We start from the raw sequence: 18,578 nt of genomic DNA on the forward strand, positions 1-18,578 counted from the left end.
AAAATATAAAGACAGGAGAAAAGATAATAATGATAACAAAGAATAAATTTTATTTGAAAATGATATTTACAGCATGTATATGTGCAATTATTTTAACTGGCTGTGGTAGTAAGTATACTGTAGAGGAAAAAAGCTTGGTTGAAAACCAAAAAGAAAATCAAGAAACACTGGAAAATGGAGTAAACAGAACTTCTATGGAAAAAAGTATGGAATTTTCCGATGAAAGCACAGAGAAAATACCAGAAATAGTAGAGGTAGACTGGTCAGAGTATTTTAATGGATTGAATGGAACAGCAGTTATATATGATGCATCCAATAAAAAATATACAATTTATAATCGTGATCTTGCAATTACAAGAAGTTCACCATGTTCGACATTTAAAATTATTTCTTCTTTGATTGCCTTAGAAAACGGAATTATTGAAACGGAAAACTCTACTAAAACATGGAGTGGTGAAATATTTTGGAATGAAGATTGGAATAAAGATATTGATTTTCAAGAAGCTTTTCGTACTTCTTGTGTATGGTATTTCAGACAGGTCATTGATGATATTGGAGAAGATTTAATGCAGAAGGAATTAGATAAGCTCCAATATGGTAATTGTGATATTTCTGATTGGGAGGGACGATTAAATACAAATAATAGTAATAGAGCTTTGACGGGCTTTTGGATTGAATCTTCTTTAATGATTTCACCCAAAGAACAAGTGGAAGTAATGGAGCATATCTTTGGAAAAGAATCGAATTATTCAGAAGAAACACAGAATACATTAAAGCAAGTTATGCTTTTATCAGAGGTTGATAGTACTGACATTTCTATATATGGAAAAACCGGAATGGGAAAAGTCGATGGTATTGTTGTTGACGCTTGGTTTACAGGGGTTGCGGAAAGTAAAACAGGAGATGTGTATTTTTGTGTGCGTCTTGGAAGAACTGATGGTATGAATGTATCCAGCACATTGGCAAAAGAAATAGCAATCGATTTGGTTCAAATAACATTACAATAAATACAAAATGAAATATAGTTAACTAGATAGTGTCTACACGAGTTTATGCCAAAATTGCACACCAATGGCAATGCAATAAATTTGCACTACTGCTAGAAATAATACTGTGCTTTGAGAGTATGAGAAAATCTCTGTAAATAAGATTCTTCTATGATAATTAAGAGCGATAAGCTTGTGAATCAGGCTTGTCGTTCTTGTTTTATATATAACAGTTGCTTACGGGCATGTCAAGAGCAGGCGGTTTCCCGCCTGTCTTCTTAACCCTTCTTTTGCTTACTCGGGTAAGCGTCCCTCGTACATAATGCTCAGTTCTCCATAAACCTGAGCCCAATCACGGATGGTGGTAGTCCATTTTTTCGTAGCCTCAAAAGTAGCCAGATACAAGGCCTTTAACAGGGCGGTATCGCTTGGAAATACGCTTCTCTGACGGTTCAGCTTCCGGTATGTGGAGTTCAGTGATTCGATCGCATTGGTTGTATAAATGACCTTCCGGACAGTGGTTGAAAATTTAAAAATTGGAGAAACAGCATCCCAGTTGTCTTTCCAGCGTTTCATGGAATTCGGGTATTTCGGAGTCCATTTTTCAGTTACACGTTCCAAGGTAGCCAGAGCCTTCTGCTCATCAGCGGCCTGATAGATGGTTTTTAAATCTGCAGCAAAGGCTTTTCTGTCCTTGTCCGGAACGTATTTCAGGGTGTTTCTTACCTGATGGACAATACACCTCTGGTATTCTGTTTTGGGAAACGCAGCTGAAATCGCTTCTTTAATGCCTGTAAGGCCATCGGCACAGATGATCAGGATATCTTTTACTCCGCGATTTTTCAGTTCGTTCAGGACTGACAGCCAGTATTTCGCACTTTCATTGTCACCAATCGTAATCGTCAGGACTTCCTTTTTCCCCTCCGCATTAATGCCAAGAATAACATAGGCTGCAAGCTTACGAATGACTCCATTATCCCGCACAGAATAGTGGATCGCATCGATGTAAAGGATTGGATATACCTCATCCAATGGGCGGTTCTGCCAATCTTCAATCTGAGGAAGTATCTTATCCGTCACATCGGATATGAAACTTTCTGATGTTTCAAAACCATAGATATCTTCAATCGTTTCCGAGATCTGGCGAGTGGTCATTCCTTTGGCATACATAGAGATGATCTTCTGATCAATATCAGAAATATCTTTCTGACGCTTTTTCACCACCTGTGGTTCAAAGGTCGATTTCCGATCCTGTGGGACCTCGATTTCCATAGAGCCATATCGACTGTTTACCTGCTTGCGTTTATAACCGTTACGATAATCGTCATTGTCAGAACGCTGGGATTTCTCATATCCAAGATGGTCATCCATTTCAGCCTCCATCATTTCTTTAATGGTGCCGCCCAGAAGATCTTTGAGTGCATCCTGGATATCTTCTGCGGTCTCGATATCGTATTCTTCGAGAAGCTGGCGGATGATGTTCCTTTTTCCTTCAGTCATTTCAACTCTGTGAACTGGTTTCTTTTGTTTTGCCATAGTAAAAGGCCCTCCTAATGATATTTATTGTATCATAGAAGGACCTTACTTAGGTTATTTTACAGAAAAAGTTTCATAGGCTCACTAAAAATGGAGAATACGTTCTAACAAACTTTCTCATAAAAACACCTCACTCCACCAATATTATCAATCATTCTTTAATTCGGTACTGATAGGCTGGTATCTCCTTAATTCCATCATCAAGGATTTTATTCCCCAAATATTGAAAGCTACCATCATCAGCAAACTTTACTGTAAGTTCATGGGTTATGACTGCATCATCACAAATGACCATATCACACACCGCATCCACCGTTAATGTCACTGTTCCATCCTCATTTTCTTTGATATCAATAACCTCCGGCAACGAAGTTCCAAAAAAAGTTGGTGCATAGTTAAGGCAGCCTAGTCGTACCCATACATAAGTCTGATTTTTTTCATCAAATACCGCATATTCCTGAATTTGCTCTGCTGTTACCGGAAGATATTCCATGATCAAACTCTCAAATTCTTCTTTTGGTATTCCATTTGGATAATCCTCGGCATCAAACGCTTTCTGATGTTTCATGGCATACAGATATTCATATATTCCATTATAGTCCAGTTTTTCCATATGGTCGGTATCCCAATTCGAGCATAAAAGATTATTTCCCTGATACCCCAGACCTTGTACGCATTTTTCTGACATTTCCCTTTGTTCCTTAGTCAATGGTTTTATTCTTACCAAACAACTTCCATCAACAATCTCCGTAACTTCCGGTGGTTCTGGAACACATAATTCATAACAAAACCATCCTTTATCCGTATATTTCCACTCTTTTATTCTGGTATAGGAAATATAGGACAGTCCAGGAGCATCTTTCATATTCCATGTAGCACTTGCACCCATTAGATACATATTTTCCCCATCAAAAATAAATTTATCTCTCCCAATACCACCATCGGAATGAAGTTCGTAAACTACTACTGATCCACTTTTTCCTTTCAGACACTCCTTAAGAAAATTATCAACTTTTTCGTAATTTTCCATATTTGAATACGTTTCCATTGCTGTAACCGGATATCCTTTTTCTTTTATCCTGTCCTGCATCTCATGAATCGTTTCGTCATTTAGAACAACATTGGAGGCATCTCCCTTATCTGCACGATGATAAATATCAGAAATAAGCCCCATCACTTTTTTACAGTCACTCTCAGCTTCTTCCCTTTCCTGCTCATCTACTGGAAGGTCATAGCCCTTTTCCCACTGTTCTGCGGCTTCTTGCTTCTCACTCTTTGCCTCTTCCGCAGAAGCAACTTCTTCTTTACCTTCTGCAAATTGTCTATCTGATGCCACATCATGCTTTTCGCAAGCACACAATAAGCAACCAATCAGCAGTATCATAATTAACAAACTACATTTTTTCATGAACATCATCCTTTCGTTTAGGGCACATCATGGATATGTCCTTGCTATTGGTGGCAAATCCAATTCCTTTTGTTCAATAGAATTGGATAGATACCTGAAAGTTCCATCCTCAAATGGCTGGACTACTATTTGATTCGTAAACGCACAATCTGAATTATAATCCGCCCATACTCCGTCTACGATCAGTGTAATCGTCCCATCAGAGTTTTCTGTATAATCAATAACTTCTCCAAATGGTGGATATGGACTGGCATAAATCATTTCATATTCGTAACTGTTGCTTCCCTCATCATATCCACAATGCTCTCTTAGCTGTTCTACGGACACTGGGAAATAGGTGGTCATAATCTTCTCATATTCTTCTGCCGGAATTCTCCAGTCTTGCGTTTTCAAATTTTCGCCCGTATAAATACGATAGATATCTTCAAACATGCAGGGCATCAATATGTCTTCCACATTGCTGCTATCCCAGTTTACAACAAGCATATTATAATTCACATAGCTTAATCCTGATATGTACTTTTTCGTAAGTTCTCTGCATTTATCTGAAAGTGGTTTTATTCTCCAATACTCCCGTAAACCTGCATGAGCCATTACTTCTTCATACGCATAGATAAAATAACCCTTTTCTGTCAGTTTGATCTCCGCCACATCACTAACGGAAGTACCCTGTATCTCCGGCACCCCACCTTCTTTCCATCGCACTCCTATGTAATAAGTCTGCAATTTATTTTTACGATAGATAAAAGTTACTGCACCCAACAACCCATCTCTATGTACATCAAATACTGTTACCATTGAATCATGACCATCCAAATATTCAGCATAGAATGTCTCTATTTTTTCATAATTCTGCATATTGGTATCTTCTTCTACACTCACCAATCCTTTACTGCCCAAGTGTTCTACAACAACTTTTCGCTGTTCGCTAGTGAAGTCACTAATACCAGAAGAATAGTTTGGTGCATCTGAAATTACTATATCCACATATATTTCACTGACTGATTCGGCTGCTGATAATACCATACTTTGTAATTCTTTCTTTTCCTCATCTGTAACTAAGCACTCCTCAGATTGAGGCACGAACCAATATACAGACTCCATAGAAGATTCCGTATCTGTTTCCTCTACCGATACCTCTTCGCTGTTCTCGATTTCTACAGGAGGTTCCCATACTTCCTCTGCTACACTTTGAGGTTTCTCCGTTTTCAATTTTTCCCAACAGACCGTACCAACTATAACAACAAACAAGAATATCAAAATTGGAAATTCGCACTTTCTAAACATCCATTTCACATCTTCCATCATTTACCTCCATATATTTCATCCCATTCCTTCGCTGTCAGGCGAGGTGTATGCCATGTTTCCTCACAATTATCCTCGGATGGTATAATTCGGTTAGACACATACTGTACTCCTCCATTCTCTAAAGGACGAACTACAACCTCGTGGGCAAATACTTTGGAATTATCCGCATAAGGGAACACCACGTTGGCTGTCAATGTAAGTGTTCCATCGCTGTTTTCTGTAAATCCAACTACCTCTGAATATGGGTATTCCGGATACTCTACTTCCTCAAATCCTCTCGGTTTATATTCATAGGTTTCATCCTCTGCATAATAGATAGTTTTGGACTGTAATGTTTCACTATCGATATTGAAATATGCCATGATAACGCTTTCAAAGTCATCCTTGGGAATTCGATAAACAGCACCAACTCCTAAATTATCATCTGCAACATAAGGGGTGTATGTCCCATTTACTTTTGGATAAAGAAGATCATACATATCATAGAAATTCAAATCCCCAAAATCATCCTCACTCCAATCTACAATGAACATATTATTCTGTTCAAAGCCGATTGGAAGAAGATACTTCCGACTCAACTCTCTGTATGTTTCATCCAAAGGCTGTACCCGTAATGCGGTATGCTCCTCCGCTCCGCTCAATGTCAGTACATATAATTCTTCCGAAAACCAAACTCCTGAAAACATAAGATAACCGTCTTCTGTATAATTCCAATACTCCGCCTGATAACTTCCTGTCACCTCTCGTTTCATGTTTCCGTTTTCGTACTTATAATAGCTTCTGACCACATCCACATTTCCGTCTTTTGTTTCCAAATCATATTTTACAAATCCGCCCAAGTAACTGACCTCAATAATTGTTATTTCAGCCTCTTCCTGCGTATCCACCATTTCACAGAACCGTTCTACCTGCTCTGCCTCAGTCATATCAATCTGATTTCTGCTGTCAACAGCCGGATACCCATTTTCTCCAAACTGATTTACAATAATACGAACCGTTTCTAAATCTGCTATTTTATTCTCCTCTGAAGCTTTTTTATACAGCTGCGAACATATTTCTATAATCTCATCTTCATTGTCCTTCACATTTTGTTGTTGATCTTGTACTGCAATTTCACTTTCTACTACTTGCTCATCTTCCAAATGTGTATCACTACACCCAGAAACGCTAAGCAACATCATAATACTAATTGCTATGAAACCAATCCTCCAATACTGCACTGTCCTTTTTAACGACATAGCCGCTTCCTCCTCTTCCTTTTACATCTTCAACCATGCTGATAATCAATATAGGATGTTCCACTGTTTCCTCCGTCGAATAGATAGCAAACCATCCCAGTTCCGTACCTGAAGTATCATCCTTCGATGCCTTAATCTCTGCGGTACCAGTTTTTCCTGCCAAAACAACATCATCACGATGAGCTGCATATCCGGTTCCATGAGAATCATTCACAACTTTTTTTGTGCCTTCTAATACTTGGTTTGCTGTTTCCTTAGAAAATGCTCTCGGCATCCAAAACGTAACAGTCGCTTCAGCCTGATATACCAGATAAGGTTTTATAATATTTCCCTCATTACAGAAAGCAGAATAGATACATGCCATATGTAAAGGATTTACCAAAACCTGTCCTTGTCCATAACCACTGTCTGCTAATTGTATTTCCGTTTCAATGTTTTCTGTATTAGAGTATTGTGATTTTGCCATCTTAATATCAAATGGAATCTCTTCATTAAATCCCAGTTCCGTCAATGAGCTTTCCATCTCTTCTGTACCAATTTTTAATGCAGCTTTTGCAAAATAAATATTATCTGAATAAATTAATGCATTCTCTAAAATGACAGGTTCATATGTATGAAGTGTAGTCACACAATAAGAACCCCATGAAGAATCTTTTTGCCAACTTAACCCCTCATTTCCATAGTCCTCCATCGGATCAATTGCTTCTGATTCCAACCCAATTGCTGCAATTATCGGTTTGAAAGTCGATCCAGGACACCATACCTGTCGAAAGCGATTATACATCGGCTTATTCTCGTCCTCGTTCAGTGCAGTCCACTGTTCATTAGATAACCCCATGATGAAATCATTATTATCATAGGACGGTGTACTGACCAAAGCCAAAACTTCTCCTGTATACGGGTTCATTGCTACAGAACAACTTTTATCTTCTTTAAACTGCTCATATAATGACCTCTGAAGTTCAGCATCTATAGTTAGTTGTATGTCCTTTCCATCCTGTACAAATATGCTCGCAAGTTCCGCTTTCTTGTTCCCATCAGAATCTACAATATAAATGTCGCAGCCGTTTTGTCCTTTCAGTTCTTTTTCAAATAAACCTTCCATTCCGCTTTTACCCATTACGCTATTGGCTGTATATCCCTCTCCCGCATGGTTCTCTAAATCTTCTGCGGTAACACTCTGTACATAACCTACTAAATGCGCAGCTGCCTCACCTAATGGATACTCTCGCACCTCAGTGTCAGATATCATCACTCCCGGAATTTCAAGCAATTTTTTTTGTCTTTCATTCTCTTTCAACACCTCTTCATCCGGCTCGATTTTCATTAACTCAATTTCTGCCACTTTAGGAATCGTTTTAATTGGTACAAAGGAATCTTCTTTTACCCACTTTGCAGACAGTTTCTTTTCAATCACTTCTGGTTCAATTTCCAACAACTCTGCTATTTGCTGAATAGCTTCATCTCTATCTTCCAATTTTCCCGGTACAATTCCAACCGAAGATGCAACGCCTTTTCCGGCAAGAACCCGCCCATTTCTATCCAAAATATCCCCTCGATTTGCCTGCGTGGTAGAAATCTTTACCTTGTCTGTTGAACCTAATTCTGGAAAGATCAGTGAATCGTCCCATACCAACTCATATCCATCTTCCCCCTTCAGAAAAATTGCCTCATTCTCAAAACTGATATTACCTGCTACCGTATCAAAAGAAGTTTGATAAGTTACTGCTTTTCGTTCCTCATCATATGCTGTAACTTCAATCTCCATATTGTCCACTTCAATACCTTCATAAATAGCCGAATTTCGCTTTACAAAAACATCCTGACTTATATTTCTTGATGCTTCAATATTTAACATCGCATACATTTCTTCATACTCCTGCTTTGGAATATGATTCATATATTCAACTAAAAGTTCTTCTGGAGAAACCAATGTATTTTGCTTTCTATACAAAATGCCAATACATACAATAGCTCCAATAAACGTTATTCCCAACACAAATACCGTCAAACAAATTGTCGTTCTTTGTTTCTTTTTCCTTCTTACTCTACGCTTCACCTTTGTCTAACCTCCGTTCTTTACAAAATATATTTCCTACTCGCCTTTAATATTACACTTGTAAGATTTTAAACTAAAAAAAATTCTCTCGTGTTAAATATTACACCCGTAATATTTTTGTGTCAAGCTAATATAATTTATGCTGGCAAAACACATGCATTTCCATGCTCTGCCAGCAAAACTATTTCTATTCCGTTACTACAAACTCCATCACTGCGAATTCTTTATCTGTCATATTATTCAACTTGGCAACTACCCGATTTGACAATTCTACCATTTCACTATCATCCAAATGCTTAATTGCTTTTTTAATATCACTTATAACCTTTGTCCTGCTTTTACACTCAAAAATGCAGATTAAATTGACTTCTTCTACTGTAAATTTATCATTCATCGCTTATATCTCCCTCTGATTTTTCTTTGTATTTTCCTGTACTTCATGTTCCTGTCCAGAACCAGCTATCTGTGCTTTTTTCTCAGCCAATCGAGCTTTTAAGGAAACTTTTACCGCAGGTTGTTCCTGATCCTTTTTGTTTGCTTCCCTCTGTGCTTTCTCTGCACCATTATTCAGCACATTGTCAATCATGTTATAATTTTGTTCTTCCATTTCTTCAATCTTGGCAAGAGGCTTGTATTCAGCCAATTTTTCCAGCAATACTTTTGCCCTTTGCATTTCGTCCGGCAAAGCTCCCTCGGAAATAACCTCGTTCAACCAGTCTGTAATAGGCTCCGTATTCCCTTGAACTATCATCTTGGAAATCTCTGACACGCTTTCCGTCATATTTGGGTTGTTGTTGCGGTAGGAATAAATATCATAATCATGGCTGAAACGGTCAATTTCCACAGCAAGCTGTTCTGCAGGTTCTAAATCCGGCATACGCTTCTCCCACACCATTGCTTCCATATCTTCAGACATAACTCCATCTATATCCATTTCAGGCAGTTTTGCCACAAGTTCTGCAATGACTTCCATAGCCTTCGGTTCACAGGTTATGCTTGGAATATGCTCTAATATCTCCAAATCAATCCGGTTGCCTGATAACAGGTCAACTTCATCATCCATATAGCTTTCTTCGCCCGGTCTGTGAACATTGATACCGATTGCATGAATGCCATGCATCCGCTCCGGTGGTATCTGCTTCCAGATGGCGATTGCTTCTTCTACTGTGGGAATATTCTCATAAAACTCACCCATATTGTGAAATTCGCTACACTCAGATACCATTAACGTTACTTCTACTTCATCTTTTTCTGCTTCAACATGAGCCCGCATCTGTTGACTCAATTCCTGCTCTCTTTCCTGCCGGATGCTTTCCAGATACGACTCAGCCTGTGGCAGATAGTTCTCCAATTTTCCGGTATGTTGGGCAGTAATCGGGTTGATATCAACTTTTACATCACCAATATGTAATCCATCCTCATTAAAGGCATTGTATAAATCATCCTCTTTTTCATTCGTGGAAAACTCCACCACAACATCAAGATCAGAGCTGTCTCGTTCCAAACCTCGGCATCTGCTTCCTATGATAACAGCATCAACAATTGTGGCATCTATACCATACTCATCAATCTTTGCCTGCACATGGCATTTTACGGTTTCCTCAATTTCTGCCGGATTCATTTCACTAATGTCATGAAACAGTTCATTGGTCTTTGCTCTAAAATCCGTTATGATGTTGCTCTCTTGATTTTTTTGTACAACTTCATTGGCTTCCTCAACCTTTTCCATCAATCCATCATAATCAATGGGTATCAATTCATCATCGTTCTTAATATTCCCTTTTGCCCCGTTATGGTCTGGAGCAGCTTTCAAATCATTTATGATGTCAGTCAGTGCTTCCCTGATTGTCACATCCGGATTGTCATAAACTCCACCGTCAATCTCCTTATAATCAGCTCCCATAATGGAATAATCATAGCCTCCATCCACCTCTTGGATACTGATATAGCGGTCTGCAATCTGAAAGGCAAGTTCGGTTTCTTCCCCAATCTCCAAGGACTTTTTCATATCTGCAAGCACCTGTTCCTTTTCATCACCAAGGTCAATGATTTCATCCCCATCTTCCAACGTGTTGTCCGAAGTTTCCTTCTCCTGTTTCTCTGGCTCTGACTTCTGGACATCGTGTCCAGAGGTGTCTATCTTCTCTTCCTGCTCTTTTACTCCCTCCAAAGTCTGCATAAAATCAGGAAGTCGGGTAAATCCAAAGGAATCCACAAAATGGGCACTCTTTCCCCCATTCTGATGCAGGATCACAATATCACTGACAGACAGGGAATGCCCTCTGTAATCTTCCGGGTGATCTATATTGAATTTCTCATAGATTACTTCCAGTGTTTCGCCCTGTGTCTGCTCTTGCAGTTCAGACAGCTCTCCTACATAAATTAATTCATAGTTTTCCGGTTTGATTGCATCAAAATTGTCCTTCGTAATACCCATACGCTTTAAAGACTCTGTACCCTCAAATCGCAGATGATTCAACTCCGGATTATGCTTCAATTGATAAATACCGTACTTGTCAGAGCTGCCGTACAAAAGCTGTGCTTCTTTATTTATTTGATTGTCCGAAAGTTCAGCCTGCATGGAACGAAGTTTTCTTTCATTTTCCCAATCACCTTTTTCAATGCCAAAAATTCCATCATGCTCCGTAATCTGTTTTCTATCTTCTACCGTGGTTTCCGAACCATCATTGTGTAACAGATACACGGGCAAATCGTGAACAAATAATTCCAATGCTTTCTCCTGCGTCAGTGGCAGCATTTCATTCCATGTATAACCGTACTCACGCATTTCAGACAAACCAATCATCAAGTCTGGAAGTGATTCAATCTCTGTCTGTGCATCTATGATAGTCAGACCCACATCCTGCTGTGCATACTCAAGCTGATATGCCAGTTTTTCTGCAAGATCCCTTGTCTTATTCATATCATCGAGCTTATAAGCATAATTTACAATCAAGTTACGCTCATCTGATGTAAATATGGTTTTCTCCGCTTCCAACTGATTGATAAGCTGCTCTGCCTGTTCCATAACCGAAAGATTACTGTCAATCTGCTCTGCAATTTTTGCTTTCACATCAATAATCTCATCTGTATCAAGATTGTAACGAACATCAAGATGATACTCCTCAAATTCTCTTGATTTCTCATTGCCAAGCTCTGTAGTCCATGCACCTTTACTTTCCAAGTATGCCTGTATGCTGAGTTTATCATCCTCACTCATGTTAGATAAAGTAGCCACAAGTTCCTGCTTATCCATTCCACGAACATTGACAAGGCTGAACTCCGTCAGATCTTCATTCTGTATCAGCAGGATACACTCTTTACTCTGTTCCTGTTCCATCTCACGATTTAGTTGCAATTCCCTTAATGCTCCCTCAATTCCTGTAATAAGTTCCGATGCCGTCTTTCGTATAGTATCTAGGGAAGATTTCAGTTCCTTCATATCCTTACCACTACTCCACCCTGCAATATAACCAAAGGAATAATCCGAGGTATCTATGCCAAAATGCTGGCATACCGTATAGGCAACGCTTTCTGCTTCTACTTCTTTTGTATTTCTGTCCTTTGCAGGTTCTTCTATCAAATCATCCCGATTGATTTCCTTATTATGCAGCATGGAATGAGCTACTTCATGCACCATTGTCTTTAATGTCTGGCTCTCACTCATATTCTCCTGCACTGCAATCCGCTTTTCCTCGGTATGGAAATATCCTTTGGAATCGCTGGGAATATCCTCAAAACCAATAGGAACCGGGGCAACATTCATAAGTGCCTGCACAAAGTCCTCATATCCCTCCACTGTTGATAAAAGTTCCTGTGCTTCCAGTTCCGGAATTGGCTTTCCGTCTGTCTGCGATACATCAAATACAGACACGGCACGAAATGCTGGAATCGTGACCTCTACCTGTTCCTTTTGAGGCATACCGTTTTCATCAAACATCATTTCTCCTGTGACAGGGTCTAATTTATCCCGTTCCTCTTTAATTTTGTAAGGTGCAGGGGCAAGAATACGGATTGCCTTTTCTCCTTTGTTAACGTGTCTTTCAAAATTCTTCTGCCATGCCTTATATCCGGCTACAAGTGTTGCTTCCGGCTTTTGCATGGCGATAAGTAAAGTGTTGTTAAAGCTGTAATTATGAAATTTTGACATGGTGGAAAGATAAGTCTTGTACTTTTCACTCTCAAAAAGTTCCTTTAATCCTTCCTCCAGCTTGTCTGTAATTTCCTGTACTTTTTGTTTTTCTGTTCTTTCGTCTGCCATAATTTTTCTCCTTTTCAAACGCAAAAATACCGCCCTGCAAATTCACAAGACGGTATCCCAAAATAAAAAAGGTGTATGGACTTGATTTCTCTTTTTCCATACACCTTTCCGGTTACTATTAAATTGTTACCAAAAAATTGATATTAAAGTAATCGCAATAACTGAATAAGTTCATGTGGCTCTGCTACATCTGATATTGTCTGTCTTGTATCAAAACGCTTAAAACCATAGTTTTCATAAAAAGAAAGCAGTTTTTCCTTGTTATCTGCTTCCACAAATGCCACCATACCTCCAGCCTGATATTGCAAAATCTGTGTCTGTCTGATAGCAGCTTCTAATAACTCCTGCCCTGTTATTCTTTCCTTTACCTTGTCATTAAAATTCTTTCCAAGCTGGGCAATCAGATAAGCAGCTAAATTATAAGTCTGCTCATTTTTATCTATCTCACTAAACCTTGCAAGTTTTCTCTTAACTGTATTGCTGAAAGGCTCAGCCTTTACAACAAGTGGCTTGATTGTAATAGAAAAATAACCCAATAACTCTGCATCTTCCAATGATAATACCAGATATGTAACTGCCTGATGTTTCTTTGCAAATTCGATTGCCTGTTGCTTTAGGAAACGCTCAACATCCGGATTCAATGGACATGAAAACTCGGAAAGGAGCTGTACTAATTTGTCCTCTCCGAGCCTTTTGTCTTCACTAGCTAAATACTCACGAATGTTCAGCACAATAAAATTATTTGCTGGCTGCATCCGTTTTCTTCCTTTTCTCCATGAATTTTATGATATCATCTGCTCCCTGTAAGTAGGTAACATTGATTGGTACACGAGGTGTTCTGTCGTTGGCAGATGCTTCAATCGCATCGGCAAACATCTCCACCTGTTTCTGACCGGATATGATAAAATTCTTAGTGATACTTGAAGTTGCCATAAAAACACCTCCTTTATTAGTGTGGCTTATCTTCTCTTATTCATACTTCTTCAACTATATTTTATGATGTTATCCCAGCTTTTGCAACAAAATTTTTGTGAATTTTTTGTAGTATGCTTTTCAGTTATATAGTCACCTCTTTTCCTTTGTCCATCTGTTTGCCCGGCTTTTCAGCTCCTGCAACCTTTGCTTTCATCACCTCCAACTTCGCCTTCAGAGACACTCTTTCTGCAGGTGCATCTGCATACTGCCTGATGCCCTTATCCTGCTCTGTACCCACTGCTTTCTCTGCAATCGGAATATTCTTCGCCGGACGGTCTGCAACCTCTTTTTCACTCTTTGGAGCTTCCGGCTCATCATCCATATCAATCCCATCATTGCCCTTTTCATCCATGTTAAGCAGGGCATTTAATGCCGACAGACGCTCTAACTTCTCCGCAAGCTCCGCTTCCTGTGCAAAAGGCTTGGTTACTTCCACCTTTGCGGTTTCAAGCTGATGCTCCACCGTTTCAAGTTTTGTCTGTGCTTCCATGAGTTGCTTTGGCATGGACTCCAGTGCATGGTTGATACGGGAGATATTGCCGAGTGGGTCTGAACCGACTTCCAGATTGTGTGAAAGCTGACCTTTCAGGTTCATCACAAATTTGTGGTTGAATGCATCAAAGGATACTGCCATCTTAAAACCTGCATATTCGCCAATGACCGCAGGGGCATTGACTGTTTTTATTTCTTTGCACATCTCCACAAGGGCTGTTCCGGCTTCTTTCTTATCCGTATAGAGCTTATCCCCCACTTTCATGGAAAACTGCTCTTTGTCCACCGGAAGATTTGCTTTTGCAGTCTGAATGTCCGCCTGCATCCCGCTGATACGCTCCTTTAAAATCGTGATCTGCTGAGGATAATGCTTTGCAATGTTGTCCTCCAGTCGGTATTTCTGACTGGTATGGTTTGCTTTCATAAGTTTCAGTTTTGAAACCTGAATATCGAGGTCCATCTTTTCCTTAATGTAAGGATTTCCTGTTGCCAGAGCCTTGACCTCCGCATAAGTAAGTGCCGCCTCATCCACATCCTCACAGGAACGTACCGGTGATTTACTTGTCATGATCTGACCGATGAATTTCTGCTTGTTCTCAATGAGCTGCCACGAATAACTGTCAAAGGTTCCTTCTGTCACATAGCGGAAAATCTTTACCTTGGGATTAAGATTGCCCTGTCGTAAAATACGCCCCTCCTGCTGTTCAATGTCAGAAGGACGCCAAGGCACATCAAGGTGGTGCAGTGCGATAAGTCTGTCCTGCACATTGGTTCCGGCTCCCATCTTCTGTGTGGAACCAAGCAAAAAACGGACCTGTCCGCTTCTTACTTTTCCGAACAGCTCCGCTTTCCTAAGCTCCGTATTTGCTTCATGTATAAATGCGATTTCTTCCGGTGGGACACCTTTTTCTATCAGCTTGTTTCGGATGTCCTCATAAACATTAAATGTACCATCTCCTTTCGGTGTTGACAGGTCACAGAAAATAAGCTGCGTTGATTTCTGCTCCTTTGTCTGCTCCCATATTTCAAATGCCTTTTCCACACAGGTGCTTGCCTTTGAATTTTCATCATCCGGCAGCATATCATTGATAAGCCTCTGGTCTAATGCCAGCTTTCTTCCGTCATTGGTAATCTTTAGCATATTGTCCTCATAAGGCTGTACCTGTCTGTCACGCACGGCTTCTGCCCTTTCTGCCAAAGATGCCACCATGTCCTGCTGGTATTCACTTGGCTTTAGCACCACATTTTCATACTCTGCTTCCGGCACAGGAAGATTTAGCATATCCGGTGTCTGAATGTCCGCACTCTCTTTAAAGAGTGCAATCAGTTCCGGGAGATTAAAAAACTTTGCAAACCTCGTCTTTGCCCGGTATCCGGTTCCCTCAGGTGCAAGCTCTATGGCTGTCTGCGTTTCTCCGAAAGAGGATGCCCAACTGTCAAAATGTCCCAACCCCAGCTTTTGAAGCGTACCATACTGAAGGTAACGCATATTGGTGTAAAGCTCCGTCATACTGTTCGAAATCGGTGTACCTGTCGCAAAGGTCACGCCCTTACCGCCCGTCAACTCATCTAAATACTGACACTTTGCAAACATATCAGAGGACTTCTGTGCCTCCGACTGTGCGATTCCCGCCACATTACGCATCTTGGTATAAAGAAACAATGACGATAGGTAATCCTTTGAACGTGATGTGCGGCGAAGCCGCACATTCGTTTCCTCCGGATTTTCCCCCGTCTCACGCCGGGCGTGCACCTTTCAGCGCACCCGGCCTACCATCAGATTGACTTACTTTCTACTGATTTCATTGCATCTGTACCCTCACGAATACAGCGCACTTGTAAATTTCACTTTTTGAGTTTTTCACGATATTTCTTGATTTTGCGTACCGCCTTGGCATCCAACTCTGGCGGTATAGGACTGTTGTGTACCATGCGGTGACACGGTATACATAGCCATGCTAAATTTGGAACTTTGTTGATTCTTTCAATCGGAAGTCGTGGATTTACATGATGACAATGTTTCGGAATCAGTTCAGAGAAATATCTACCACAGCATTTGCATTTTCCCTTATCTCGGTTGTAGGCATATTCCCGATTCATAAAATACTCGAAATTGGCTTTCCATCCCTTGCCGCTAGCGTAGATGGATAAGGCTATATCTTCGGGTGTATTGATGGAGGGGCGGTCACAGGGCAACGGTTTATGCTTGGTACGATAATTTACATACCGCCTGCGTCCATCCTCCGTATAAGGGGTCATTTTCTGGTCAAATGGTTTGCTTTCATAACGACTGTGTGTAATAAACGCATAGGTTATTCCGAACCATTTCCCATCAATTTGAATTGCGAAGGTTTTACTGTCATAACCTTCGTGCCGATGTGGCAGATTACTTAATTCCTTTAACGGCACCTGCATTTGGTTGTACTGCTTGGGAAACAGGTTTTTCCATACTGCCAACGCCGTATTATTCACTCTACGGTCAATGGCATGGTAGGCATGAGAACAGATAGAGGGTTGCAAATACTGTGCCAGTCCCATAATCACGGAGTTCACATACTGGATTTGAGCCGCCTGCGTGTTGGATTGCGTGTATAATCCAATTTTCCTAACTTCTTTTTGCAAGGTATGGATTTTCTTCGTCAATCGTTCCATATCAGGGAATGGCTTTCCTACCAGATTATCTGACCATGTGGCTGGGTCTGGTGTTTTCCTCTTTCGTTCTGCCTTGACTATGTAACCGAGGAAATGAATACCATTCTTTCTCAAATCGGTTACATAGGTCTTTTCCTGTGACAGTTCCAACTTCATGCGATGCTTAAAATACTTTGTCAGTTCATGCTTCATACGGAACGCTTCCTGTTCCGTAGAGGTCAGGATCACCCAATCATCCGCATAGCGAAAATTGTATTTCGGGGTGATTCCAGACCATTTCAGCCTTCGGGTATCGTTGCATTTGTGCTTGCATTGACGGTGCGGCTCCATATAGCAGCGCCCCACATACCAGTCAAAGTCATTGAGATACACATTGGACAGCAACGGAGATAATATACCGCCCTGTGGTGTTCCCATTTCTGTTGCATGGTATAAGTCCTGATCGATATATCCGGCTTTTAGCATTTGGCTGATGATTTTCAGAACCCTCTTATCGTGGATTCCGATTCGCCATAGCTTTTTCAGCAACAATCTATGATTGATGTTGTCAAAACAGCCCTTTATATCTCCCTCGACTGCCCATACCGGCTGGTCTTTGGATTTCACACTTGCATTGATGACATTGACAATATCCCGGATAGCGTGCTTCTGCGCCCGGTAAGGACGGAAACCATAGCTGTGCGGATAGAATCTCGCTTCGCATATCGGTTCCAGAATCAGTCGCATACATTCCTGTATAATCCTATCCAATACAGTGGGAATACCCAGAGGTCGCTTTTTGCCGTTTGCCTTTTCGATATACTTCCGTTTGGCTGGCTTCGGCTTGTAATTGGAGATATTTGATTGAATCAACTGAAATAGTTCTTCTTTTGGCATTTGCAGATACTTGTCCATTTTCATCCTGTCCACACCGGCAGTTTTGCTGCCCTTGTTGGACTTGATGTTATGAACAGCGGTTACAATAGTCACTTCGCTGACCATTGCTTCCAACAGTCCCGTGAATGAAACGCCTTGCCCCGATTTTTCATAGAGCAGGTCTTGAAACTGTTTCAATTCTTTTTCTGTTGAAAATCTGACGCTTAAATGCACAAGGTTTTCACCTCGCAGTTCGTCACCCGTCTTTCAGGGAGTTATTGGATTTTCTTTCGTGAAATTTACAAATCAATCTGACTCGTGCCCTTCGCCGTGGGGCATTTCAGCCCCGTGTAATTGGCATTACCCAATTGCAGACTACTATGGCACGGCTGACTTCCTGTATTCTTCATTGTGCTGTAACACTCCAAATACAGGCTCTCAAACGTTCCCAAATCTCTATCCTTGTGGTCAATAGACCGTTGAAACCCTTAGGCCGCTACCTTACACCGGGAGAACCTAACCACACTTTGAATCACAGTTGTTGTGTGGTTCCGCATGAATATTTCATTTCATGGGGCATATACGGAAAAACCAGCCGTATCTGCTTTCTCCAATCTTCATCCTTTCGGATGCCAAGCACTCTTACGATGCTGCATAGCTTTCACTACTGGATAGCCATAGGTTTCGGAAGCCCGCACCATTATTATCCATGCCTTTCGGTTTAGGTTTTCAGGTTACGACTTCACCACGCTTTGTACCCTGTCTATTTACAGATAGACAACGCACAGTGGAGTATTGGCTCTCGTAC

At 40.6% G+C, this 18,578-nt stretch carries 12 protein-coding genes; 1 reads left to right on the forward strand and 11 read right to left on the reverse strand.

Annotation, left to right across the window (positions count from 1 at the left end; genetic code table 11):
• The first annotated feature begins 29 nt into the window (after positions 1-29).
• The gene (locus tag BN3656_RS12980; RefSeq protein WP_002593573.1) at positions 30-1,007 is read left to right on the forward strand and encodes a penicillin-binding transpeptidase domain-containing protein; all 978 of its coding nucleotides are present in this window, start codon (positions 30-32) and stop codon (positions 1,005-1,007) included.
• 273 nt (positions 1,008-1,280) lie between these two features.
• Here BN3656_RS12980 and BN3656_RS12985 read toward each other — a convergent pair whose 3' ends face one another.
• The 11 genes from BN3656_RS12985 to ltrA form a co-directional block, all read right to left on the reverse strand.
• Positions 1,281-2,522 carry an IS256 family transposase gene (locus tag BN3656_RS12985; protein WP_066548922.1) on the reverse strand — a complete coding sequence of 414 codons (1,242 nt, stop codon included), beginning with the start codon at positions 2,520-2,522 and terminating at the stop codon, positions 1,281-1,283.
• A gap of 151 nt (positions 2,523-2,673) precedes the next feature.
• Positions 2,674-3,939, reverse strand: coding sequence for a DUF6070 family protein (locus BN3656_RS12990; protein WP_066548924.1), 1,266 nt, complete (start codon positions 3,937-3,939; stop codon positions 2,674-2,676).
• 18 nt (positions 3,940-3,957) lie between these two features.
• Entirely contained in the window at positions 3,958-5,235 is a 1,278-nt protein-coding gene (locus BN3656_RS12995; RefSeq protein ID WP_066548925.1) for a DUF6070 family protein, read from the reverse strand.
• Positions 5,235-6,476 (reverse strand): DUF6070 family protein, encoded by a 1,242-nt coding sequence (locus tag BN3656_RS13000; RefSeq protein WP_066548926.1) that lies wholly within the window; start codon positions 6,474-6,476, stop codon positions 5,235-5,237. Before BN3656_RS13000 ends, BN3656_RS12995 begins: the two co-directional genes overlap by 1 nt.
• Positions 6,424-8,535 carry a penicillin-binding transpeptidase domain-containing protein gene (locus tag BN3656_RS13005; RefSeq protein WP_066548927.1) on the reverse strand — a complete coding sequence of 704 codons (2,112 nt, stop codon included), beginning with the start codon at positions 8,533-8,535 and terminating at the stop codon, positions 6,424-6,426. The genes BN3656_RS13000 and BN3656_RS13005 overlap by 53 nt, the downstream gene beginning before the upstream one ends.
• A gap of 187 nt (positions 8,536-8,722) precedes the next feature.
• Entirely contained in the window at positions 8,723-8,929 is a 207-nt protein-coding gene (locus BN3656_RS13010) for a transposon-transfer assisting family protein (RefSeq protein ID WP_066548932.1), read from the reverse strand.
• A gap of 3 nt (positions 8,930-8,932) precedes the next feature.
• On the reverse strand, positions 8,933-12,796 hold the full coding sequence (locus tag BN3656_RS13015; protein WP_066548933.1) for a YodL domain-containing protein: 3,864 nt from the start codon (positions 12,794-12,796) through the stop codon (positions 8,933-8,935).
• Positions 12,797-12,939: 143 nt separating this feature from the next.
• Positions 12,940-13,551, reverse strand: coding sequence for a GNAT family acetyltransferase (locus tag BN3656_RS13020; protein ID WP_066548935.1), 612 nt, complete (start codon positions 13,549-13,551; stop codon positions 12,940-12,942).
• The gene (locus tag BN3656_RS13025) at positions 13,535-13,729 is read right to left on the reverse strand and encodes a hypothetical protein (RefSeq protein ID WP_066548939.1); all 195 of its coding nucleotides are present in this window, start codon (positions 13,727-13,729) and stop codon (positions 13,535-13,537) included. Before BN3656_RS13025 ends, BN3656_RS13020 begins: the two co-directional genes overlap by 17 nt.
• Positions 13,730-13,853: 124 nt before the next feature.
• The gene (locus BN3656_RS13030) at positions 13,854-15,899 is read right to left on the reverse strand and encodes a helicase (protein ID WP_347461139.1); all 2,046 of its coding nucleotides are present in this window, start codon (positions 15,897-15,899) and stop codon (positions 13,854-13,856) included.
• Positions 15,900-16,108: 209 nt separating this feature from the next.
• Positions 16,109-18,004: a group II intron reverse transcriptase/maturase gene (gene ltrA / locus BN3656_RS13035; RefSeq protein ID WP_040917410.1), complete on the reverse strand. Its 1,896-nt coding sequence runs from the start codon at positions 18,002-18,004 to the stop codon at positions 16,109-16,111.
• Positions 18,005-18,578: the final 574 nt, after the last annotated feature.

The sequence above is a fragment of the Clostridium sp. AT4 genome (assembly GCF_001517625.2).
Classification (GTDB): domain Bacteria; phylum Bacillota; class Clostridia; order Lachnospirales; family Lachnospiraceae; genus Enterocloster.